The organism is Ramlibacter sp. GS1-15 (assembly GCF_057785015.1).
Genome location: NZ_JBYNTU010000001.1, coordinates 2084803 through 2108786 on the forward strand (window position 1 = coordinate 2084803; position 23984 = coordinate 2108786).

General features: G+C 64.7%; 18 protein-coding genes and 1 pseudogene. 11 read left to right on the forward strand and 8 right to left on the reverse strand.

Annotation, left to right across the window (positions count from 1 at the left end):
- Window positions 1-4: 4 nt before the first annotated feature.
- From AC3EF3_RS10485 to AC3EF3_RS10520, 8 genes and pseudogenes are all read right to left on the reverse strand, one after another.
- A complete protein-coding gene (locus tag AC3EF3_RS10485) occupies window positions 5-607 on the reverse strand; it encodes an RHS repeat-associated core domain-containing protein (protein ID WP_488532099.1) in 603 nt (200 codons plus the stop codon).
- 1156 nt (window positions 608-1763) lie between these two features.
- Window positions 1764-2339: a tetratricopeptide repeat protein gene (locus tag AC3EF3_RS10490; RefSeq protein WP_488532100.1), complete on the reverse strand. Its 576-nt coding sequence runs from the start codon at window positions 2337-2339 to the stop codon at window positions 1764-1766.
- A gap of 6 nt (window positions 2340-2345) precedes the next feature.
- Window positions 2346-2687: a hypothetical protein gene (locus AC3EF3_RS10495; RefSeq protein WP_488533831.1), complete on the reverse strand. Its 342-nt coding sequence runs from the start codon at window positions 2685-2687 to the stop codon at window positions 2346-2348.
- Between the two features lie 36 nt (window positions 2688-2723).
- Window positions 2724-2975 (reverse strand): annotated as a pseudogene (locus AC3EF3_RS10500) (RHS repeat-associated core domain-containing protein); the annotation flags it as partial.
- Entirely contained in the window at window positions 2890-3201 is a 312-nt protein-coding gene (locus AC3EF3_RS10505) for an immunity 53 family protein (RefSeq protein WP_488532101.1), read from the reverse strand. The gene AC3EF3_RS10505 and the pseudogene AC3EF3_RS10500, both read right to left, overlap by 86 nt.
- A gap of 10 nt (window positions 3202-3211) precedes the next feature.
- A complete protein-coding gene (locus tag AC3EF3_RS10510) occupies window positions 3212-6988 on the reverse strand; it encodes an Ig-like domain repeat protein (protein ID WP_488532102.1) in 3777 nt (1258 codons plus the stop codon).
- A 17-nt stretch (window positions 6989-7005) separates the two neighbouring features.
- Window positions 7006-9855 (reverse strand): LamG-like jellyroll fold domain-containing protein, encoded by a 2850-nt coding sequence (locus tag AC3EF3_RS10515; RefSeq protein WP_488532103.1) that lies wholly within the window; start codon window positions 9853-9855, stop codon window positions 7006-7008.
- A gap of 948 nt (window positions 9856-10803) precedes the next feature.
- Window positions 10804-14739, reverse strand: coding sequence for a LamG-like jellyroll fold domain-containing protein (locus AC3EF3_RS10520; protein WP_488532104.1), 3936 nt, complete (start codon window positions 14737-14739; stop codon window positions 10804-10806).
- A gap of 268 nt (window positions 14740-15007) precedes the next feature.
- Between AC3EF3_RS10520 and gspG the strand changes: the two genes are divergently transcribed.
- The 11 genes from gspG to AC3EF3_RS10575 all read left to right on the forward strand — a co-directional run bounded on the left by gspG (window position 15008) and on the right by AC3EF3_RS10575 (window position 23969).
- Window positions 15008-15469, forward strand: coding sequence for a type II secretion system major pseudopilin GspG (gene gspG / locus AC3EF3_RS10525; protein ID WP_488532105.1), 462 nt, complete (start codon window positions 15008-15010; stop codon window positions 15467-15469).
- A gap of 62 nt (window positions 15470-15531) precedes the next feature.
- Entirely contained in the window at window positions 15532-16698 is a 1167-nt protein-coding gene (locus tag AC3EF3_RS10530; RefSeq protein ID WP_488532106.1) for a type II secretion system F family protein, read from the forward strand.
- Window positions 16699-16703: 5 nt separating this feature from the next.
- Window positions 16704-18209, forward strand: coding sequence for a GspE/PulE family protein (locus tag AC3EF3_RS10535; protein WP_488532107.1), 1506 nt, complete (start codon window positions 16704-16706; stop codon window positions 18207-18209).
- 103 nt (window positions 18210-18312) lie between these two features.
- Window positions 18313-18924, forward strand: a complete 612-nt coding sequence (locus tag AC3EF3_RS10540) for a hypothetical protein (RefSeq protein ID WP_488532108.1) — start codon at window positions 18313-18315, stop codon at window positions 18922-18924.
- 10 nt (window positions 18925-18934) lie between these two features.
- Entirely contained in the window at window positions 18935-19498 is a 564-nt protein-coding gene (locus AC3EF3_RS10545; RefSeq protein ID WP_488532109.1) for a PilN domain-containing protein, read from the forward strand.
- On the forward strand, window positions 19495-20052 hold the full coding sequence (locus tag AC3EF3_RS10550) for a hypothetical protein (protein WP_488532110.1): 558 nt from the start codon (window positions 19495-19497) through the stop codon (window positions 20050-20052). The genes AC3EF3_RS10545 and AC3EF3_RS10550 overlap by 4 nt, the downstream gene beginning before the upstream one ends.
- A gap of 5 nt (window positions 20053-20057) precedes the next feature.
- Complete coding sequence (locus AC3EF3_RS10555; protein WP_488532111.1) at window positions 20058-20630, forward strand: hypothetical protein; 573 nt, start codon at window positions 20058-20060, stop codon at window positions 20628-20630.
- A 4-nt stretch (window positions 20631-20634) separates the two neighbouring features.
- Window positions 20635-22662, forward strand: coding sequence for a secretin N-terminal domain-containing protein (locus AC3EF3_RS10560; protein ID WP_488532112.1), 2028 nt, complete (start codon window positions 20635-20637; stop codon window positions 22660-22662).
- A gap of 4 nt (window positions 22663-22666) precedes the next feature.
- On the forward strand, window positions 22667-23023 hold the full coding sequence (locus AC3EF3_RS10565) for a competence type IV pilus major pilin ComGC (protein ID WP_488532113.1): 357 nt from the start codon (window positions 22667-22669) through the stop codon (window positions 23021-23023).
- A complete protein-coding gene (locus AC3EF3_RS10570; protein ID WP_488532114.1) occupies window positions 23020-23496 on the forward strand; it encodes a type II secretion system protein in 477 nt (158 codons plus the stop codon). The genes AC3EF3_RS10565 and AC3EF3_RS10570 overlap by 4 nt, the downstream gene beginning before the upstream one ends.
- Window positions 23493-23969: a type II secretion system protein gene (locus tag AC3EF3_RS10575; protein ID WP_488532115.1), complete on the forward strand. Its 477-nt coding sequence runs from the start codon at window positions 23493-23495 to the stop codon at window positions 23967-23969. The genes AC3EF3_RS10570 and AC3EF3_RS10575 overlap by 4 nt, the downstream gene beginning before the upstream one ends.
- Window positions 23970-23984 lie beyond the last annotated feature (15 nt).

The window sequence follows — 23984 nt, forward strand, 5'->3', positions numbered from 1 at the left end:
ACTCCTAAGGAAGGGGTACAGCGGAACCAACTGAATTTGGTCCGGTGGCAGGATGCCAATGAGGATCCGTGTGATCTCCGCGCCCGTGATTGGTGACGTCTGTACGCCCCATGAAGTTTCCATCCTTGTCGAAGGTAGCTCCTTGGGTGTAGTCGCCATTTCTGCCTTGGCGAGTACCCAGTGTCGTGTGCGGTCCGACAGCTTGGGGATCGGGCAGATAGTTCCCAGTTCGGGGATCTCGTGGCGGGCCGCCTTTCGACGCATTCTTGGCCCCGCGTCCCCTGGACATCATCATTCCGAGCAGCTCGATGTTTTCGGCGCGGCTGCACTGAAGACCTTCCATCCCGGCCTCAGCGAGATTCTTGTCCCCAGTCAGTGAACCAATGAGGTACGCACCCAGAGCACCATACGCATTTCCCATTGCCGACAGCGGCGCATCTTTGGGAAGGTAGTCGCGCAGATCGAACAACCCTCGCGGATCGACGGCCCAGGTTGGATTGCCCCTGACATAGCTGAACGTGTTGACGCCGCCGCCGAGGCCAATCGGATCGGATTCGACGTACCGGCCCCACCTGGATTGATATTCTCTATTCCAGTTCTGAAGCATTGCCTCCGACACGAGCGCACCGTAACCGCAGGACTTTTCCTGAGGCGCATCAACGAGTTGGGCGGCTAAGACGAAGACGGCTCTCCCTGGGTGAGCAAATTTTTTCCTAGAGGCACATTCTGCCCGACGCGCGCACGCTGGCCGGGGATCGCTTTTCCTCTTAGCTGCTGGCTGTCCGCGAGCGCGGCGAAGCCGCGCGTAGCGCTCTTGGGGAGGGCCGCGCGCAGCGCGGCGGCGAGGACGGCGAGCCGCTGCGCAGAGCGCGGCCCGGGGTGGGCGGGCATTGTGTTCGTGATGCTCGCGCCGCAGGCGCGCTGGCTATGTGACCTGCGGTTTCGGCGCAGCCGATACCGCACTGACCAATGCCTTCGAGCGCGCGGTGAGCAGGCTACACCGCGTGAGCCTGCTGACCGCGCGCGCAGGCGACGCGGGGCGCAAGACATAACGGGGATTGCCATCAACCCGAAGGGCCGGCGAAGCGGCGCGACGCGCCGCGTGCCGAGGTGGCGACACCAAGCGCGCTCTGCGCGCGACTGGCGCCACTTGATGGCAATCGCCCGTTATGTTGAATTGCGCTTCGCGCAATTCACCCCGCGGCGCCTGCCAGGTTGGGCCGGGCTCGATGCCCGGACCAGCCTGCATTCCTATGCTGCGCGAAGCGCCTGGCTTTGACTTCTCGGCGCCGGCACACCAACTCCGCTCGAACGCGGCCCGGGTGTAGCGACGGCGCGCAGCTTGCAGCACGCCCGCACCGCTCGATCGCCCAGGACTCGCAAGCTGCGTGACGAGAGCGGTCAAGGTGCCAGTGCGTCTCGCGCGTCTGGCGTTCAGCGGCGCGCGGTCAGCGCGTCCGCCTGCAACGCTTCGTCCACGGCCACACCATCAAACTCCGGCGTAGCGCATCGTAGACGGCACGCGGGCAAGCTCGATGCCATCACGCTTTGCGCACAGCGACGGCACGCAGCGGGCAAACTGCGGTGCCGCGCCCAACCCACGTGCAGACTGGCTTTCGACGCGCCGCAGTGCCGCGTCCTTTTATCTTGCCTGCACTCACCTGCGTTGCTTCGTATACGGTTGGATGCTTGCGGCATCGGCCGCGCTTGAACTCCAGCCTTAGCGGCTAAGGAGTTAGCGAGAGGGTTTCTCTCGAGAGAGTTCAATGCCTGTGCTCACGCAGCACGTGAGCCGCTTGCTTGAACCCCTTGTCGGCTGCCTTGGTCAGCAAGGCAATCGCCTTCTCTGTGATCTTGCCGTCCTTGAACTCGCGCAGCGCGAAGGTGTAGAGCGTCTCAGGATGCTCCTGCTGGAACGCGCGCCGATACCACATCTCACTAGCTTCGCGGTCCACGGCGTAGCCGTATTGGCCGGTTTCGAGATACCACGCAAGGTGATGCTGCGCGTCACCCCAGCCGTTTCCGGCTGCGCGCTCAAGCCAGTCGTTCGCTTCGGCGTGATCGACAGGAAGCAGATTCCCCCATCGGTAGTGGCTGCTCAATTCCCACTGAGCCTCCGCATCACCGCCTTCCGCAAGACGCCTCAGCTCCTTCATCCAATGTTCACTCTTCTTCGCGTCTGGTGCAGCTCCTTCCCCGTCGTGATACCAAAGCGCTGTGAGATAGCAGGCAATGGGATCACCTTGAGCCGCGCAGCTTTCCATCAGCCGCAGCGCATCCGAAGTGCGGCCCTGGTCATAGGCTTCCATCGCCGCAGCAAATTGCTCCGATCGACTCATGCCCTGCTACTCGGTCCCACCACCAGCTCGGAATCTACCGCCGCTACGCATCTCCATCATCTTCAGCTGCTGGTTGATCGTAGGCATACCGCGGTGGAACACTTGTCGATTCACCCTGTCGAGGAATTTCTTCTGGCCTTGGGTCAGGTCTTCACAAGCCTTTTGCATCTGCTTGCTGCTGCGGAAGATTCGATCATCTTCCTCGGTCAGCGGCGTCCAAGTTTCGGTAGACATACGCGCCTCTCTTCCTTGGCTATCCCGCATGTGCATGTGATAGGCCTCGCCTGCGCCCGCGCGCGCATGCTCGTTGCCACCTGCGGGAGGACCGGGATATGCGTTGAAGGTCACACCACCTGACCGATAAACTTCAACGAGGCCTTCAGGGTCAACAGCCCACAGGGGGCTCCCGCCAACATAGAGGAACGTGTTGATACCGCCCTCAAGCCCGATGGGGTCGCTTTGTGCATACCTCCCCAGCCTCGCGTTGTACTCGCGATTCCAGTTCTGAAGTGCAGGAGCACAAACGAGCCATACACGATCTCCACGGCGGTCACTCGCGTTCCTGCGGCTGCTCGCTTTCCTCCGCCCATCGCAAGAACACGCGAACCATTTCTTCGAGGTTGTAGATCCCGCCATAGGCCGCGAACGATGCGCCCTCCAAGCGGCAGCGAATCCAATCGTCCTCGGCTCCATTGCGCTCAACGGGATCAAAGCGCTTTCCCGCTAGGTTGGTGTCAGTAAGGTCAATTCGCACCTCCCAGCCGGGATTGTCCAGAGTCGCAATCTTTATTCCGTAGGTGTGCTCCCAATCGCCATCGCATTGGCTCGCAAACCAGGACGTCAATTCTTGAAGTACTTTCATGCGGAGTCTCCTAGTTGCGGGGAAGTTCACTGGGATACGCTGGGCGAACGCCGCCCTCGATTCTCGGACCTTGAGTATGGGGTGTTGGCACATACTGGCCCGTGGTCTTATTGAAGTGCGCTGCGCCTGTAATGTCTGTGCTTTGTGCCTTTACCCAGTCATTCGGATCTAATGGATTTTCGTTGGGAACGTATGTCTCGTGCCGAGTGATTCTTCCCATGCTGTCGGTCTTCCACACGGTGTGTGGGCCAGCAGCATCTGTGATCGGGCCTAGTTTTCGCCCGCCGCGCCCCATTGACATCATCAATACGAGAAGATCGATATTGTCAGCACGGCTGCACTGAAGACCTTCCATCCCGGCATCAGCCAGATGTTTATCGCCGGTCAGCGATCCGATGATGTATGCCGCCTCCGCTCCAAAGGCATTTCCCATTTTCGACAAGGGCGCATCTGCTGGAAGCCAGTCGCGTAGATCGAACAAACCTCGCGGGTCAACGGCCCAGGTCGGATTGTTCCTGACGTAGCTGAACGTATTGATCCCACCCTCCAGTCCAATCGGATCACTTTCAATGTACCTTCCCGTTCGCGCGTTGTACTCGCGATTCCAGTTCTGGTTGAGCCCGGTCTCTGCATCAAACACCTGCCCCGGGAAGCGCGGGTTGTAGGCGAAGGTTCCCAAGGAGCTGGGGTTCTGGTCGGGCGCCGTTGCGCCGAAGGCCTCGGCGGTGTCCCACCTCCACACGATCTGGTGATCCTGCTGGGTGATCACGCGCGGCGTGTCGATCTGGTCGGATGAGACGTTGTAGATCGTCACCGCCAGCGTGCTGTTGCTGGCTGTCCCTGTCGTCTTGAGCACGCCCACGGGAGTCGATTCGAGGTACACCGTCTCGTAGATCGGGCTGCCGCTGGCGTCGTACTCACCCAGCAGCTGCCCTTGCTCGTCGTACACGTAATAGCTCGCTCCGGCGGTGCTGGTCTTGCTCGCGCGCTGCTCCAGCCCGTTGTAGGTGAAGCTGACGCTGCCGCTGGGGGTGGTCGCACTCGTCATGCGCCCGCGGTCGCTGTAGCCGTAGGTGTTGGCACCGTCGCCCGTCACTTTGCCCGCGCTGTCGTAGGCGACGCTCACGGTTCCGGTCACATCCTGCACCTGCGTGAGCTTGTTGCTCGCGGGATCGATGGTATTCGTGTAGGTGGTGCCGCCCACGATCTTGCTCGTGCGGTTGCCTGTGGCGTCGTAGCTGTAGGCATAGCTGGTGCTGCTCAGCGTGTGGCTGGTCAGGCGATCGAGGTTGTCGTAGGCGAAGCCCTGGTCCAGCGCGGCTTGGCTCACGGCGTTGTTGGTGTGCGTGTAGCCGGTGATGCGCCCCGCCGCATCGCGCGCGAGCGTGCGCAGCACTCCTGCGGCCGTGCCGCTGCCGCTCGGGTCGCCCAGCGTGTAGCTTGCCACCTGCCCGTAGCTGTCGTAGCCGATCGTGCGTTGCTTGCCGTCGCTCCACAGCCAGCTCTGTGCGCGGCCGTCCACGTTGTAGGCGAGGCTTGTCAGCAGCGTCTGGGCCGTGCCGCTTTGGCCTACTCCGCTGGGGTTCACCGCGTTCACCGTGATGGCGCTCACCGCCCCGTTGCTGCCGTAGCTGTAGTTGATCCTGTTGCCGCTGGGGTAGGTGATGGAGGTGAGCTTGTCCAGGGCACTTCCGCTGTCGCCCCAGCCGTAGCTCACGGTGAAGGTCCTGGTTCCGATGGTCACGGTCTTGGTGCTCAGGCGCCCCATCGCGTCATGGGTGTAGACGGTCTGCCCCGATTCGTCGGTGATCTTGGTGAGCTCGCCGGCTTCGTTGGCCGGCTTGGCCGCGCCGCCGTCGTACTCGAAGGTGGTGGCCGCTCCGGTGGGGTAGCTGATGCCGGTGATGCGGTCCAGGCTGTCGTAGCTGTAGCTGGTCACCTTGCCGCGAGCATCGGTTCGGGTGAGCACGTTGCCGTTGGCGTCGTAGGTGTAGCCGCTTGAGCCGCTGTCGGGGCTGGCCAGGTTGGTCACGGTGCCCAGACCGGTGACGGTGTAGGTGGTGGTCAGGCTTCGGGGGTCGATCACGCTGGTGAGCGTGTCCATGCCGTCCCAGCCGAAGTCGATCAGCGTCGGGCTGCTCGATCCCGTGTTGGCCGGCTGCTGGTTGCGGATGCGCCGGCCCAGGCTGTCGTAGTAGAAGTAGCTCGTCTGGCTGTTGGGGTCCACCTGCGTGTTGATGCGCCCCATCGCGTCATAGCCGTATTGCCACACCATCGCGCCTCGCGTGCCCACCGTGACGGTGACGCCCAAGGAGCTGGAGGCGCTGTGGTTCGCATCGCCCGTGTAAGTGGCCGTGAGGGTGTGGCTGCCCTGGGCCAGGGCCGCCGTGCTGAAGCTGGCGGCGGCGCCCGCGACGCTCACCGTGCCCAGCGCCGCGCCGGCGTCGCTGAAGGTGACGCTGCCCGTGGCGCTGTAGCTGCCGCCCAGCGTGGCGCTGAGGGTGACGTTCTCGCCGACCGTGGCGCTCACCGGGCTGGCGGTCAGGGCCAAGGTCGTTGTGGCCTGGTTCACCGTTTGCGTGACGGCGCCGGAGGTGCTGGCGGTGTTGTTGGCGTCGCCCGAGTACACGGCGGTGAGGCTGTGCGCGCCCAGCGCGAGCTGCCGCGTGGTGTAACTCGCTGCGCCGCCACTCAAGGCCTGGGTGGCCAAGGTGGTGGCGCCGTCCTTGAAGCTGACGGTGCCGCTGGGGCTGGCGCCGGTCACCGTGGCCGTGAGCGTGACGCTCTGGCCCCAGACGGAGGGGTTCACACTGGTGCTCAAGGCGCTGCCCGCGGCGGCCTTGTTCACGGTCTGCGTGAGCGCGCCCGAGGTGGCGGTGTTGTTGTTGGCGTCGCCGTTGTACACGGCCGTGATGCTGTGGCTGCCGGTGGCCAGGGCCGCGCTGCTGTAGCTGGCGCTGCCTGCGGCCAGGGTCTGGGTGGCCAGGCTGGTGGTGCCATCCTTGAAGGTCACCGTGCCGGTGGGGCTCACCCCGCCCGTGACGGTGGCGGTGAAGGTGACGCTCTGGGCGTAGGTGGAGGGGTTGGTGCCCGAGACGACGGCGATGGCCGGGCTGGCCTTGTTGATGGTTTGCGTGAGGTTGGCCGAGGTGCTGGTGGCGTTGTTCGCATCGCCCGCGTACACCGCACTGATCGTGTGGCTGCCCACGGCCAGGCTGCTGGCCACGAAGCTGGCTGTGAGGGTGTTGCCGCTGCCAGCCAGTGTGCCGGTGCCCAGCGTGGTGGCCCCGTCCTTGAAGGTGACGCTGCCGCTGGGGGCCACGCCCGTGACGCTGGCGGTGAAGGTGACGCTCTGAGAGTAGATGGCCGGGTTGGCGCTGCTGGCGACCGTGGTGGTGCTGGCCGCCTTGTTGATGGTCTGGGCAAGCGCCGCGGAGGTGCTGGCAGTGTTGTTGGCATCACCCGCGTAGCTGGCGGTGAGACTGTGGCTGCCTACGGCCAGGGTGCTGGTCGCCAGGGTCGCCACGCCGGAGGCGTTCACGCTACTACTCCCCAGTACCGTGCTGCCATCCAGGAAGTCGACGTTGCCGGTGGGGGTGGCGCCCGTCACGGTGGCTGTGAGGGTGACGCTCTGGCCGTAGGCGGCCGGGTTGGCGCTGCTGGTGAGCACCGTGCTGCTGGTGGTCTGCCCCAGCGCGTTCAACGCCAGCAGGGCCAAGCCGGCCAGCAGCACCCCTCGTGCGCCGATTCTTGCGCGCACGAGCGCGCCCTGGATGGTTCGAGTCATTCTTCTTTACCCCTCGGTTATTGGGCAGCGCCCGTGACTTGCTGCAGCCGGTTCAAGGCATCGAACGATCTCGCGATCGAGCGGCGCAGCGCGCCCGTGCCATCGCGCAGGTCCTCGCCCGTTCGGTTGCCCGCCGCATCCAGCGTGTACGTCACGCTGTTGCCCAGCGTGTCCGTCACGCCCGTCAGGCGGTGCGCCGCGTCATAGCTGTACGCCAGGCTCGTGCCGTCGGGAAGCGCCACCCCCGTCATCTGGCCGACACCGTCGTAGCTGTAGCTGGTGGTGCGCGCTGAACCTCCAGGCGGGGTCACCGTCACGGTGCTCACCCACCCGCGCGGGGTGTAGGTGATGTCGGTGGTGATGCCCTTCGGATCGACCGTCTGCCGCACCCGGCCCGCCGGGTCGTACTGGGTGTACTGCGTCACTTGGCCCGCAGCGTTCGTGACGGTTTGCAGGTCTCCCACCTTGTGGCCTACCGCGTTCATATCCGGGCCTGTGTCCGGAAACGCCGCAGCAGGCGGCGTGAAGCTCGCCGTGTACCGCGCGACTCCCTTGGTGATACGAAACTCGTCGATGTAGCCGTTCAATGCCCGGTTCACACCACCTTGGCCGCCGATCACACGCGCGTGCACCGTATCCGCGCACAGCGCGGTCGTCCCCAAGGCAGTGGTCACCACATATTTCGTTCCATTGACGAACGCGAACAGCGACCCGCCGCTGCGCACGAACGCAAGGTGATACCACTGGCCATTGGCAAGATTGGCAACCACCGACACGTAATTCCAGCTGCTGCACGCGGTCGAGGCGGCGACCACGAAGTTGCCCGACGCGTCGATGTTGAGGTATACGCCGTCGTAGTAATCGCCGCTTGGATTCCAGATCCTGCTCGTGTTGCTGTTGTTGGCGTTTTTGAAGACATAGGTCTCGATGGTGAAGTCGCCGCTGCCGAACGAGAAATCCGCGTTGTAGGGGATGGTCAGATAGTCGCCCGCTCCGTCGAAGGCGATGGACGCTCCGCCGAACATGCTCTGGGCGGTGCTGATCTTCGCATTACCTGCAATCGTGACCGCTTGTTTGCTGCTGCTGCTATCAGTGACTGTTGTCAATCCGTTCGCGCCGTTGCCGTGCAGAAGCAGCACGGTCTTGTCGAAGTCGCTGTCACCCGCGCCCGCAAACGAAGTGCCTGGGTAATAGCTATAAGCGGTGGAGTGGCTCCTCGCGTCCGTGGCCGTCAGCGCGCGCCCCGCCGTGTCGTATGTGTAGGTCGTTGTTGCGGCAGACACGGACGCATCTACGGAGCCGCTGGCCAGCAACGCCTGTTCGACCTGCTTGCACACGAGCGGGACCGGCTTGCCGTCAGCGCGGTTGGGCGCGCTGGTGCAGTTGGTCGTGGCATTGCCGTTGAAGGGGTCGGGCTGACCGTGATAGACGATCGTCGTTTTCTTCAGCGGCTCGGTGATCGCCGTGGGCAGCTTCCAGTCCGGGTGCCAGCTTGTTGCGATCCTGCGTGCTCCTGCGGGCAGCGTGGCGTTGGTGGGGGTGACGGTGGCGCAGTCCACCGTATTGGCCAGGCCCTCGACGCGTACGGTCTCGCGGTTCCGGTTGTCATACGAATAGCAAACGCGGCTTCCCTGGAAGTCGTCGCGCGAGAGCGCGTTGCCGGACGCGTCGTAAGTGGCTGCGGATGATGCTGCGCCACAGCCGCTACCGGCGGGCGATGACCTGCCGGTGTCGTGAGGAACTCCAAGGACTGTCTGGAAACCGTACTCGCGCGGCACGCCGTTGCCGTCCGTGACGGTTGTGCTGCTGCCGTTGAATGAGAGCTGGTAGCTCGCCGCGCCACCGGTGAGACTCTCGCTTACGGCGCGCCCACTGCTGTCATAGGTGTAGGTGGCAAATCGGCTGCCATTCTCGTCGCCGACCCCTGTCAGCGCGTTGGGCAGATTTGCACCACCGGTGTAGGTTGATTCGTTGTAGTAGTACGTGCGAGTCCTGTTGTCAGGATAGGTTACGGCTGTGAGGTTCCCATCTCCGTCGTACAAGTAGCTTACCTGTCGACCCATGGAGTCGCTAAGCGTGGTCACCCGCCGGCGAGTGTCGTAGGCGAAACGCAGCTGCCTGCCGCTCGCCTCGTCAACGACCCTTAGGAGCAAGTTATCCGAGTCGTAGACCAGCGAGACCTTCTGCCCGCGCACATCGGTGATCCACAGTAGATGGCCGGTCGCGTCATACTTTTCGATGGTGCCATCGGGCGCGTCCAGCCTGTAGCCAGTCAAATTGCCGCTGGCATCGACTTCCCTATACAGCCGGAAAGATACGTCGCCATCGGGAACTAACGTGGAGCCCGAGACTGTGAAGGCGTAAGCCTTGCCTTCAGGGCGGTGGGCAGCCACCATCGCCGATTGCACTGTGAGCCGCTGCGTGTAGTCTCCCGACCAGCGCGCTCCAAACATGGAGTCCACGTTGTTCGGATCACTGTTGTAGTAGCGCCTGAGTTTGAGCGCGCCAATCTCCAGGTCCTGCTCGCTCAGCCACTTGTTGCCAGTCGCGATGTTGATCGGATTTGGCGTTGACGGACACGTTGGCCCCGAGTTTTTTGGTGGATCGACGCACCTGTCGTCACCAGCAATGCCCTTCACCTTGCCCGCCGGACAGCCGCAGCTCAACGTGGAATACGTGCTAATGCTCTCGGGTACCGGGCTTTCGACACCCGACGGAGAGCGGATCCAGTAGACCTCGCACGCGTAGCCGCTCTCTATTTGGCGCACCCGAGATGGCCAAGGGTAGTAGCCGCACCCATAGTGACTTCCGCCAGCGTTGGCCACGCAGGTCGCTTCCAACGAAGCCACGTAATTGCCCGTGCTCACGCAGCTCGCATTGAAGTCTGAAATGACTGCGGGAGTGCATAGGGTCGGCGACGAGGCGACGCACGTCGTGTGAGTCGAATCCTCTGCGTAGCCCGTGTTGCAGGTACACGATGAGCCCGACGCCGAGGAATTCGGAGGGCAGCTGTACGCATAGTTCACCAAGATTCCCGAGTAGGCCGGCTCCGGCACGTACCAGTTAGTCCACTTGTAGCCAACGCCCGTCTGATGCGCCCCCACCTGACCCGTGCCGGGGTAGAGCGTACACACGCCCTCGCAACGCGACGGCCCTTGGCAGTCCTTCGTCGCCCCTGGTGGCCTCGGAAAATTCTGACAGGTGTTGTACGCCTGCGCCGCCGCATACGTGACGCCCGCCTCGTCCGGGTATAGCGCCATCGGCACTACAGCAAAAGCGGGGCCCGACAACACCAGTAACGAAAAAAGCGCAGCGACCCCGACCGCGTACGCTGTCCTCCTAAACAGGATCCTCATTGCCACCAAGAACGCGATGCCGTGGAGCACCACCCCGAGCCGCGCCATCGCAGGGCACACGCGCGAAAACTCAAACCTAGCCGACCGCCCCAGCACCAGAAGCGTCTGATCCGCGACGCACAGTGACGCCACACCGGGCGCTTCGCGGGAATTGAATTGCGCGCTGCTGGTGTTGATCGTGCTGGACGGCACCACGGACGGCGACGAGCCCTTCGAGGAAGACAGCGCCGGACCCGAAGCCGCGGTCGAGGCGCTCGTATCGCAGCGCCTCAGCCATTGCACCGCCGGCTCGCCAATGACGGCACTGTCGGGGAACTGCCTGTCACCCCGTTGGGGTCGAGGGCTGAGAGCGGTCGCACTCCACTCCCGTGTACTGCCCTGTTCCCTGATACTGCACGCCGCCCGGTGAAGCTGTCGGCCGGCGCGCCTTATTGCTTGCATCATGTTCTTTCCCCCTCGTTATTGGGCAGCGCCCGTGACCTGCTGCAGCCGGTTCAAGGCATCGAACGATCTGGCGATCGAGCGGCGCAAGGCGCCAGTCGCATCGCGCAGGTCCTCGCCCGTGCGGTTGCCCGCTGCATCCAGCGTGTACGCCACGCTGTTGCCCAGCGTGTCCGTCACTCCCGTCAGGCGGTGCGCCGCGTCGTAGCTGTACGCCAGGCTCGTGCCGTCGGGCAAGCTCACCCCCGTCATCTGGCCAACACCGTCGTAGGTGTAGGTGGTCGTGCGAACCGAACCGCCGGGAGGAGTCACGCTCACGGTGCTGATCCAGCCACGCGGCGTGTAGGTGATGTCGGTGGTGATGCCCTTGTGATCGACCATCTGCCGCACGCGCCCTGCCGGGTCGTACAGGGTGTACTGCGTCACCTGACCGGCCGCGTTCGTCACGCCCTGCAGGTCCCCCACCGTGTGACCCACCGCGTTCATGTCCGGGCCAGTGTCGGGAAGCTGCGCCGCAAGTGGCGTGAAGTTGGCTGTATAGCGAGCAATGCCTTTGCTCACGCGCAAATCGTCGATGTAGCCGTTGAACTCGCCCAGATTGCCGGTGTACCCCGTGCGCCCCACGGTGACTGGAACCGTCGTGCCGTACGTTGTCCGGGTCGCCGTACCAATGGAATCGGAGCTGTTGGCCAATTGCACGCCGTTGACGTAATGCCGAATTCCCGCACTGCCGCGCACCGTGGCAATGTGGTACCACGTGTTCTTGGCAAACGTGTAGTTCGCCCCGGCTCCGGCCCAATTGCCCCCTGTATCAGTGCTTGAGAAGCCGATAGAGGTGCCGCTGGATGAGGCGGTGCCACCGATGCCCCACGTCCAGGCGTTGTATGACACGCCACTTGACGCCAAGTTGCCCGTCATCAAACCCATGTCACGGGTTCCGCTGCTGTTTGCCGGTGCATCGCCGGTGATGTAAATCCAGGCCTCCAATGTGAAGTCGCCGAAGGTGATTGCAAAGTCGGAGCTGTTGGTGACCTGCAGATAGTCGCCGGTGCCGTCGAATGCCATCGCCGCTCCACCAAACGCGCTTTGTGCGCTGCTGATACTCGCGTTGCCGAAGACACTCACCGTCTGGCTGCGCAGGCTGCTGTCCACCATCGAAGTGGATCCGTTCGAGCCGTTACCGTGCAGCAGCAATTTCACCTTGTCGAAGTTCAGGTCATAGTTGCCCGAGAGGACGGTGTCGTTGAAGTAGGCGCGGCTTGTCGAGTGACCTTTGGCATCGGTCTCGGTCAGAACACGGCCGCCCGCGTCATAGGTATAGGTGCTCACTCGCGCCGGTACCGTCGTATCCACGGTGCGCATGCTTCCGTCCTGGTCGGGAAAACTCTGCGCAGGCGGCGTGAAGTTCGCTGCGTAGCGCGCGACGCCCTTGGTGATGCGCAGGTCGTCGATGTAGCCCTTGAAGTATGTGTGGCCACCGACGTTCGCGTCCGATCCGATCGAACAGTAAAGATTGCCGGTAGGCAGCAGCCAAGTAGTCGTCGAGCCGATGGCAGTCCCGTCCATCCAGAGCGTGATCGTGCCGCCCGAGCGGGTCAAGGCAATGTGGTGCCAGGTATTGTCAGAGGACACAGGCGCAGAGATTCGGAAACCGTAGTTCCCGCCGATCTCCGTATAGAGCACGAGATTGCCCGTGGATAGACCGACGACGGCGCGATTCGTGGCGCCTGCGTCCAACTGCACCATGATCCCGGTGGATGTCACGCCGGCGAAATTGGCCCACCATTCGACCGTGAAATCTCCGCCAAATATCTGGAAGTTTGCTGACTGGGGCGCGCGCAGCCACGCACTGGTGCCGTTGAAGCTTGCCGCAGCCGTGCCGTATTTGAACTGCGAAGTCGTGAGCTGAGCGCCGCCGTTGACGGTGATCGGGTTTCGAACCGGGCTGCTGTCGGTGATGGAAGTCGATCCGTTGGTGCCGTCTGCGTGCAGCAGCAGCACGACTTCGTCGAAATAGGGATCCACGGAGGCACCGGCGCCACCACTGACGGGAAGCAGCGCCTGCTCGACCTGCTTGCACACGAGCGGAACGGGTTTGCCGTCGGCGCGATTGGGTGCGCTGGTGCAGCTGGCCGCAGCGTTGCCGTTGAAGGGATCGGGCTGGCCGTGATAGACGATCGTGGTCTTCTTCAGCGGCTCGGTGATCACCGTGGGCAGCTTCCAGTCCGGATGCCAGTTCGTGGTGATCAGACGCGAGTTGGCAGCTGTTGCCTGGTCGCATGTCACCGTAGCGGCTTCGAATCTCGCCACTTCCCGGTTGTTTGAATCGTACATGTAGCAGGTTCGCACGCCCGTTGCATCAACGCGGGACGCGACGTTGCCGCTGCCGTCGTAAGTCGTGCTGGTGCTCGCAGGCTGCGAGCCGGAGCCGGCTGCTTGCAACTCCGAGGTCACGGATGGAACACCGATGACCGCTTGCGCGTCAAGGCTCGATGACTCTCCGTTCGGTCGTGTCAGCACGGTGCCGCTCGGCGGCTGCCAGCTGTGTTTGCGATAGACCGTGTTGCTCGCACTGTCGAAGGTATCGGCGATCACCCAGACAGGGGCGCTGGCGCCATAGCTGACCGAATACCTGTCCACCCCGCCCGAGTGTTCCGTGCTCAGGACGTGGCCGGAACTGTCGTACGTGAAGCTCGAATACCGCGAGTTGTTCTCATCGACCACCCCGGTCAAGGCCCATGGAAGTGCGGCGTTTTCGTAGAGGAAGGTCTTGGTGCGGCTGTCCGGCCAGGTCAGCGAAGTCAGATTTCCGTTCGCGTCGTAAGCCACGGCAGTGGCGCGCGCATCGGGGCCGCGGATAGACGTGACCAGGTTACCGGTGTATGTGAACAGCAGCATGCGGCCTTCACTGCTTTGAACGCTCTGAAGCTGGGCACCAGAGTAGGAGAAGCTCAGTACTTCACCTTCAGGCCTGATCAGAGTTGCCAAGTTGCCATTGGAGTCGAAGGTCTCGATCGTTCCGTCCGTTCGGGCAAGCCGCCAGCCGCCGCTGATGGTCGTCAGTTTGTCCCTGTTGTACCCGTAGGCAGAGTAGTTGCCGGCGCCATCACCCGTGAAGGTCAGAACCTGACCGTTTCCCAGCGAAAGCAGCGCCCTTGTGGCACCGACCGCGATTTGCAGCTTCTGGTGGAAGTTCGACTTCCACAGTGCCCCGAAGGCCGGGGGCTCAGAAAGCGCGGTGGCATTGCCCTCCACCGGCGGGCGCAGCCCGGTGGAGGAGTCGTACAGCAGCACGAGTTCCACGCCGCCGATCACAACTCCCGTGTGGACAGGCTCGCGCTTGACGCCCGTGAGCGGAAAGATCGGGTTGCCGAAGCAGGTCGTGCAGGACTGGGGAGCCAAGGCTTCTTCGGTCACCACCAGAGCAGAACATGAGTTGTGCGTCTGGGTGTTGTCCGTATAGCCGCTGTTGCAGTGGCACTGGTCGCCCGCGACGATCGACGCGTTGGCCGGGCAGCCAACCCAGATCACGCCAACGCCGAACTTGGCGTTGCCAGTTGGGCAGCTGGCATTGCCGCAAGGGAAGGACACCCCCGGCCAGCCATAAACCGCCGATGCCTGTGACCAACCAAATTCGTAGTCATAGGCGTAGGCCGTTCCAGCCGCCGCAAGTGGCACACAGTATTTCGTGGTGGTGAAGTCCGGGTTCCCCGGATTCGGTTGCAGGCCGTAATCGGCATTGGCACAGAAAGGCGGCTGAACGGGTCTCTGGGCGCTATCCACTGCCGACGCAGCAAAGTCGGCCAAGGCAGGGCCGGCGAGGACGAGTGACAGGAACGCTAAGGCCGGTAAGCGGAAGCTCTTGATTGACCCGTTGCATTCGGCTGACGCGCCGATGGCGCGACGAACGTACTTGACCGCGTGCGTGAAGAACGCACGCAAAAGCGTGAACATCGGATTTTCCTCCCTGCCTCTTCTTCTGTAGTTCGTGAGCGCGGCCCAGGCAGTTGGGCTGGCGCCATTGTTAGCGAGCGTGCAAGCAAATGCACTCACCCTGATGGCTCATGTCGCGTTTTGAACACACGACGACGGTCCGCTTACGGCGCGGCGAAGGCGCAGGTATATTCGGCGCCTTGTGCGAGGGGCCGCCCTTGCATGCGATGGATACCAGGGGGAAGCTACCCGCGCAATGCGCGTAGCGGCGAACAACAAGCGACGACAGATGAACTTTCCGGCCTCTTACCGCCGCAAGCGGGGCATCCCTCGTTGGCCGCGCATTGCGGGCTTCACGCTTCTCGAACTGCTCGTCGTCGTCGTGATCATCGGCCTGCTTGCTGGCCTGGTCGTACCGCGCTACTTCGACACCCTGGAGAAGTCCAAGACCAAGATTGCCCGCGCCCAGCTCGACGCGTTCGAGAAGGCGCTGGAGCAATACCGCCTGGACGTGGGCAGCCTGCCCGCCAACGAGCAGGGACTCGCAGCCCTGATCACCGCGCCACCGGGCGTCGCGAACTGGCAAGGCCCGTACCTGAAGAAGGCCGTGCCGCCCGACCCCTGGGGCCACGCCTACATCTACAAGCTCTCGCAAACCGGACGCGATGCGGACGTGATCTCCTATGGCGCCGACGGCCAGCCCGGGGGAGATGGCGAGGCGAAGGACATTTCGCTGCTGGCGCCCAATTGAGCGTGATGAACGAGACGCACAGTTCTCTCTTCACGGCTGTCGTCTTGGACCGTCAGGGCCGCATGTCCACGCGGCAGATCGAAGCGACCACGCTGGCACAAGCGCGGCAGCTGGCCGGTGACGCGGGCGTCGTCATCGAATGCGCGCGCCTCGAGACTGCGGGCCGGCGCATCGGCTGGTGGACTCGCTTCGTGCATTCACCGCGCGAGCGCATCGACGTGCTCGCCTTCGCCCAGGACATGGCCACGCTCATCCAGGCGGGTGTGCCGGTGCGCGACTCCGTATTGGCGCTGGCCCGAAAGGAATCGGCGACGAGCAAGCAGGCCATCCTGATGGAGCTGGCTGAGGCCATGTCGCATGGCCTGAGCTTGTCAGGCGCGTTGCAGCAAAGCGGCGCCTTCCCCGAGCTGCTCGTCGCCACGGTTGCCGCGAGTGAACAAACCGGTGACCTGGCGGTCGGCCTGTTCCGCTATGCCAGGCATCAAGAGAGTTTGCGCACGGTCCGCGATCGCGTGATCGGTGCGTCGGTCTATCCGATGCTGCTACTCGCCGTGGGCTCGCTGGTTGTTCTCCTGCTGCTGGGGATCGTGGTGCCGCGCTTCTCGAAACTGCTGGACAGCCAGGGCCGCGAGCTGCCGTTGCTGTCCAAGCTCCTGCTGGGATGGGGCCAGTTCGCCGATGCGCACCCGGCGGTGCCGGCCGTGATGCTGGCCCTGGCGGTGACCCTCGCCCTGTTCCTCATCTCGCAGGCCAGAAATCCGCAGGCCCGCAGGCGCTGGGCCCAAAGGATTCCGGGCGTCGCCAAGGTGGCCCGCGAGTTCCAGCACCTGCAGCTGTATCGCACCACGGCCATCCTCACCTCCGGCGGCATCCCCTTGCACCGCTCCTTGGAACTCGGCGCCGACCTGCTCGGCCCCGCCGACCGTGAGCGCCTGGGCGGGGCACTCTCGCGCATCCGCGAAGGCGCCTCGATCAGCGCCGCCCTCTCCGGCTGCGGCCTGGCCGATGCCATGGCCACCAGCATGCTGACGGTGGCCGAGAAAAGCGGGGCCTTGTCGGAGATGCTCGATCGCATCGCCGACAGCTACGAGCGCTCCCTGCAACGCAGCATCGACATCGTCACGCGTCTGATCGAGCCGGTGCTGATGATCGTGTTCGGCATCCTGATCGGCGGCATCGTGCTGCTGATGTACCTGCCGATCTTCGATCTGGCGGCCAGCATTTCCTGACGCGCATGGCCGAACTGCAGCTCACCGCGGCCGATCTGGGGAATATGACGCCTGATTTCGCATTGGCGGGTCTGGCGCAGTGCCGGGCTCGCGGCGGCGTGATCGCGCGCCAGGCACGCGCCACCGAATCTGACAATGCGCTCTACTTCATTCGTGAAGAGGATCTGGGGCTGCAGGCCCAGATGTGGTTCGAGCCCCTCCTCGAACGCGCGGCACCCGCCCGGCTGATTCGCGCTGTCGTTGCGCGCGACGCATTTGCCGACTTTCTTACGGGTGCCGAGGAGGGATTGCGCGCGATGGATTCGCTGGCGCTGGACGAGCCCGCCGACAGCGCTTCGGCGCCCTCGCAGATTCTCGTCTTGTCGCTCGCATCGATCCAGTCCGCCCAGAACCCCACGGTGCGGCTGGTGGACTCCACCTTGTACGACGCGCTCAAGCTTGGCGCCTCGGACATCCACCTCGAGGTGCAGCACAAGGCGCTGCAGATCAAGTATCGCCTGGACGGCGTGCTGCAGCCGATCCGCCGGGTAGAAAGCCTGGAGACCGCGCAGCAGGTGATCTCGCGCATCAAGGTGCTCGCGGACTTGGACATCGCCGAGCGGCGCGTCCCGCAGGACGGACGTTTTCGGGTGGTGCTGGACCAGCGCGAGATCGATTTCCGGGTCTCCATCATGCCGAACGTGACCGACGAAGACGCGGTGCTGCGGGTGCTGGATCGCAAGCATCTAACCGGTCAGTTCCAGTCGCTCACGCTGGACAGCCTGCGGCTGGATGAGGAAGTGAAAGCCTTCGTGCGCCGCGGCTCCAAACTGCCCTATGGCCTGCTGTTGGTCACGGGCCCGACCGGCAGCGGCAAAACAACGACCCTGTACGCCGCTATCACCGAGATCAACACCGGCCTGGACAAGATCATCACGATCGAAGACCCGATCGAGTACCAGCTGCCCGGCGTGCTGCAGATCCCCGTGAACGAGAAGAAAGGCCTGACCTTCGCCAAGGGATTGCGCTCGATCCTGCGCCACGACCCCGACAAGATCATGGTCGGCGAGATCCGCGACAGCGAGACCGCGCAGATCGCCGTGCAGGCCGCGCTCACGGGGCACCAGGTGTTCACGACCGTGCACGCCAACAACGTCTTCGACGTGATCGGGCGCTTCTCCAACATGGGCGTGGACAGCTACAGTCTGGTGGCGGCGCTCACCGGCATCATGGCCCAACGGCTGGTGCGCACGCTGTGCCAGGATTGCGCGCAGCCGCGTGCCGGCGCAATGAAGGCGGTGGGCTGCCCCACCTGCCGTGGCACCGGCTACAAGGGCCGCATCGCGATCGCGGAGACCCTGGCGATCGACGACGACATGAAAGACCTGCTGGTGCAGCACGCGCCGATCTCCGCGGTGAAGCGTCATGCGCGCGAGGGCGGCTTCCGCTCTCTGCGCGAGGCGGCCGAAGCGCTGGCCGCACGCGGCGTCACGACGACCGAAGAAATCGACCGGGTGGCCCCCGCCGAATGACATGCGACGGCCACTGTCCATTTCTCTCACCGGTTCGCACGTGCTCGCACGCGGGGCTCACGAATTTCGGGTGCCGGTTCACGGCGGGGATTGGCGCAGCGCCTTGTCGGAAGCGCTGGCGCTGTCGCGAGCGCAGAACCCGCGTGACACGCTGGACGTGCACGCGCAGTTGGGTGCCGACCACGCCCGGGTCGCGATGATGATCATCGACCAGGACGGCGGGCTGGTCTCCATCCCCGCAGCGAAACAGGAAAGCCTCGTGCATGCCTGGGCTGCCGAAATGCTGCATGTCACTGCGAGCGACCAGGTCATCCGCTGGCGTGCCCTGGCGGATCCGCGCCAGGTGCTCGTGTCATGCGTGGCACGCGCCATCGCCGAGGACCTGGAGCGTGCGTGCAAGGATGCGGCCGCCCGGCTGGCAAGCTGCCGACCGGCGGTTTTTGCCGCCATCGACGCGGTGAAGCAGATGTCACCTGCCGCCGACGCGGACAACCTCACCGTGGTCTGGACGGAAGACGGTGCCGCCGCCCGTCACCCCTGCGTGCAGCTGTTGCGCTTCCGGGCTCGCGGTCTGGTGGCAACGTGGCGAGGCTGGCTGCCGCCTGCGATTGATGCGGACGAGGAGCTGGATGCCATGGTGGCGCGGCTCGAGTCGGAGACTGGCGGGCCCGCGGGCCGCACCAGTGTGCATTGGCCGCCGGTGGTATCCGAGTGACGCAGCCACCATGTTGACACGCGACCCCTTCGACATCGCCCCGGCCGCACGGCGTCCCACCCGTGCGGCCTGGCTGCTGTTCGCGTTGAGCATCCTCTTCGCCGCATTCGCGGCATCGATGCTCCAGCGCAGCCTCGTCGCCTTGCACGGCGCCAAGGAGGGGGCGAGGTCACGCGAGTTGGCTCAGCGTGCGCAGGCGCAGGTCGATGCTGCGGCCCGCGAACGGGCCAACGATCCGGCCAGCCGCGAGAAGCTGCGCGCGCAACAGGAGCTGCAGCGCAAGCTGCGCCTGTCCTGGTCGAGCCTGTTCGATGCTCTCGAGCATGCGGCACGCAAGGTCGAGGGCCGGGTGACGATCACCTCGCTGACCCCTGCGAAGAACGAAGCGGGCGGGGCGGAAGTCGGCATCACGGGCCTGGCGCTTTCGAACGATGTCCTGCTGGAGTATGTGGAGGCCCTGCAGCAGGAGCCGCACGTGCGCGATGCCGTGCTCACCAGCCAGCAACTGGCGCAAAGCGGCACCACGCCCGTCGCGCGCTTTCGCATCTCGCTGGTTTGGGAGCCGCTGCCGTGATCCGCGGCGACCTCTTCGCCTTCCGCCCCGTGCGCTGGCCCTTGCTGGCGGCGGGAGTGGCCATGGTCCTGGGACTGGCCATGCTGGGCGGCGCGGCATGGGTGCACAAGCAAGCGGGTCGCATCGCTACCGCGGGCTCCGCGGCACCAACTCCCGCGATCGCCAACCAGACTTCGCCAGGGGCCGATCTCTCAACGGGGATCGACGCGCCGCCGGCCGGGATGTACTTGGGGGATGTGCGCGCCTTGCTCAAGCTCGCCGCCGAAAAGCGCCTGTCCCTCACCGCCGTCGACTACCAGTCCGAAGCCAATCGGCCCGCTGGTGCGCTGCTCAAGCACGTGGTGCTTCACGCAGAGGGCGAGTACCCCGGGATCAAAGCCTTCGTCGCCGAGCTGCTGCGATCGCTGCCGCACTCGCAACTGGAAGAGATCCAGATCGAACAATCGGCGGCCACCCAGCCCGCCCCGAAGATCCAGGCCACGATCAAGCTGGCCCTGGTTTATCGCATGGACGCGGGCGAATCGGCGCTCAAAGCTTCGGGGACGGGCCCGTGACGGGGATGGCCAAATGGCAGAAGGCCGGCATCGCCGCAGCGGCCGCGATCGCCGCATTCGGCGTGGGCGTGGCCCTGCGCGCACCCCATGCCGCCGACCTGGATGACGAGGTGGTCGCGCCCGCCGTACGTGCGGCGGCGAAGACGGCGTCCTCACCTCAAGCTGCTCAATTGCCGGGACCGCCCGCGCAGCCCGTCAGGCTCGATGCGCAAGTGGCCTTCAATCCCTTCGGGACGCTGAACCTGGGTGCACCGGCCGCGCTCGGCGCGCCCATCGCTCCCGCTGCCAAGCCGCCGTCCAGGAAAGTGAAGCAAGTGGTCGCCGCACCGCCCCCGCCGCCACCTCCTCCGGCGCCGATGGCGCCACCGCTGCCCTTTGTGGCGATCGGATCGCTCGCGGGCGCGGATGTCACCGGGGGCCAGCCCGTGGCCTTTCTGCAGCAGCGCGAAGAGCTGCTCGTCGTGCGCGCGGGACAGTCGCTGGGCAATACCTACCGGGTGGAATCGATCACGCCACAGCGCATCGAGTTCACCTACCTGCCGTTGATGCAGCGCCAGTCGCTGCCGCTCGCTCCCTAACACCATGCCCCATCTCCCGCGCCTTCCTGCGCCGTTTCCGACGATCCTCGCCGCCGCCTGTGCGGCCGCCCTGGCCAGCTGCGCCAGCTACGAACACGCCAAAGGCCAGCTGCAGCTGAAGGTGGACAAGCCCGACGAAGGCATCGAGTCGCTCGAGAAGGCCACGCGCCTGGCGCCAACCAACGCGGAATACAAGCTCGACTACCTGCTGCGCCGAGAGGACACCGTGCAGGACGTGCTCGCCAATGCGCAGGCCCTGCGCAACCAGGGCAAGCTTGCCGAAGCCCAGGCGGCCTTGGAGCGGGCCGCCAAGATGGACCGCGGCAACGCCAAGGCGCTGGCAGGCTTGGCCCAGATTCCGCAGGACGTTCGCAATGTGAAGCTCTTGGCCGATGGCGAAACGTACCTGACGCAAGGCAAGGCGGAACTCGCTCTGGACCGGGCCAGGCAGGTGTTGGAGACCCATGCGGACAACGCTCGCGCACGCAAGCTGAAGGAAGCCGCCGCGGACGCGCTGAGCGCCAGCGAGATCGAACGCGCCAAGGCGCTGGCGGCCAAGCCCCTGCTGGAAAAACCGGTCACGCTGCAGTTCAACAATGCGCCACTGCGCACGGTCTTCGAGTCGCTGTCGCGCGCCACCGGACTGAACGTGCTGCTCGATCGCGAGGTCAAGCCCAACGTGCCGGTCACTATCTTCGTGAAGGACATCGCCGTCGCCGACGCGATCGACTTCATCCTGATGCAGAACCAGCTGGAGCGGCGCCTGATGAACGGCAACACCGTGATCGTCTACCCCTCCACCGACTCCAAGAAGGCCGAGTACGAGGACCTGTCGATCCGCTCCTTCCAGATCACGAATGCCGACATCCGCTACCTGAGCACCATGCTGAAGTCCATGCTCAAGCTGCGCGAGGTGGCGGCCGATGAGCGCAGCGGCGTGCTCGTGATCCGCGACACCCCGGAAAAGCTCAATCTGGCGGCCAAACTGATCGCCGTACACGACGTGGCCGACCCGGAAATCATGCTGGAGGTCGAGATCCTGGAAGTGAGCAGCACGCGCAGCAGCAACCTGGGCATCCAGCCGCCCACCACCTTCACGGTCTCGACGCCGGGCAGCGCCGGCTCGCTCACGCTGGGTGCGCTCAAGGCGCTGCGCACGAACGACCTGCTGGTGACCCCGCTGGCGGCCACGCTGAATTTCAAGTTGCAGGACATCGACGCCAAGCTGCTGGCCAGTCCACGCATCCGCGCGCGCAATCGCGAGAAGGCCAAGATCATGATCGGCGACCGCGTGCCCACGATCACCAATACCGTCACGCCCTTGACCACCGGCTCGTCGGTCGTCACGGGCAGCGTGAGCTACCAGGATGTGGGCCTGAAGCTGGAGTTCGAGCCACAGGTCTATGCCGACAACGAAGTGGGCATCAAGGTCTCGCTCGAGGTGAGCAACATCGCCGCGGAGTTCACGGACAGCCAAGGCAGCCGCTCCTACCAGATCGGCACGCGCAACGCCAATACCAACCTGCGGCTCAAGGATGGGGAGACCCAGATCCTGGGCGGCCTGATCACCGACCAGGACCGCAACACGGCGTCCAAAATTCCGGGCTTGGGACACCTGCCGATCGTGGGGCGGCTCTTCGGGAACAACGAGGGCTCCAGCACGAACAGCGAGATCGTCCTGGCGATCACCCCTCGCATCGTGCGCAACCTGCCGGACCGGTCGCCGGAAGCGCGCAGCATGTTCTCGGGGACCTTGAACGTTCTGCGCGACAAGCCGATCCTCGCCGAGCCGCTGTCGCAGCTGAAATACGTGCCGGCGCAGGGGGGAGCGGCCGCGGCGCCCGCTGGCATTCCCGCCCCGTTGCCTATGCCCGGTTCCGCGGGTGCGCAACCAGGAGCGGCAAATGGCGTGCTGTTCAATCCAGCACCGACGCCAGCACCCGCAGCGGGACCAGGTGGGACGTACGCACCCGCCGGCTCGCCCTTGCCGCCGCCTCCGGCCATGGTGCCGAGATCTCCGGCGTCGAGGTGAGCCTGTGCGAAGAACGCGAGGTTTCACGCTGATCGAACTGCTGATCGTGTTCGCACTCATCGCGCTGCTGCTCACGATCGCCGTGCCGCGCTTGCTTGGCAGCACCGAGACCGCCAAGGAAAAAGTGCGCGCGCAGAACCTGTCGACTTTGCGTGACGCCATCGACAAGTTCCGGGCCGACCAGGGCCGCTATCCGAAGGAATTGCCCGAGCTGGTGCAGCGCGGCTACCTGCGCGCCGTCCCGCGCGACCCGGTGTCCGGCACGGACGGATGGACTGCCGTGGCCTCGCCAGCGGGCGAGGCCGGCGTGTACGACGTGGCCGCGCCCGCCGCGATGCCTGCTGCCTCGAGCACCCCATGAATCAGCGCGGCTTCAGCCTGATCGAGCTGCTGGTCACGCTCGCACTGGTGGGGATCGCCGCGGCCATCGTCCTGCCGATGGCGACCGTCATGGAGCAGCGCGCGAAAGAGGCACAGCTGCGGGTCGCACTTCGCACCATCCGTCATGCCTTGGACGAATACAAGGCCGCCGCGGATTCAGGCTTGATCGACAAACCCACCGGTTCGTCCGGCTACCCGCGCAGCCTGGACGTCCTGGTCACGGGCGTGCCGCGATCGGCGGCCTTCGCGGCGAACTCGACACCCGTCATGTTCCTGCGGCGCCTGCCGCGCGATCCCTTTTTCGAAGACGCATCGGCCTCCGATGCGCAGACCTGGCGCACGCGCAGCTACGGTGCATCCCCGGACGACTTCACGGGTGGCAGCGATGTGTTCGATGTGGCCTCGCGGTCTGCGAAGACAGCGCTGGATGGCAGCCGCGTGGCGGACTGGTGAACGCCATGCAGCGAGCGCCGCGCTCCGGCTCCTCGGGCCTCGTCCTTCTGGCCATGCTGGTGTTCATCCTGGTGACCACATTGGCGGCCAGCAGCCTCGTCAGCTCCTACCAGCAAGCTCGCCGGCGCGAGAAGGAAGAACAGTTGCTATTCGTTGGCGACCAGTTCCGCCGGGCGATCCTGGCCTACTACAACACCGTTCCGCCGGGTGGTTCGCGCAGCCTGCCACCTTCGCTGGAGGCATTGCTTGTGGATCAGCGCTTTGCAACGCCGCGCCAACATTTGCGCCGGCTACATCCGGATCCGATGACGGGAGCTGCGGACTGGGACGTTGTGGCTGGCCCGGGAGGAATCATCGGAGTGCGCAGCCGATCGTCGCAGCAACCGTTGAGGGCGGCGGGGTTTGCGGCAGCGTATGAGCGGTTTGAGAACGCCCAGACGTATTCGGATTGGGCGTTCGTGATCAAACCCTGACGCGATCGAGTTCCG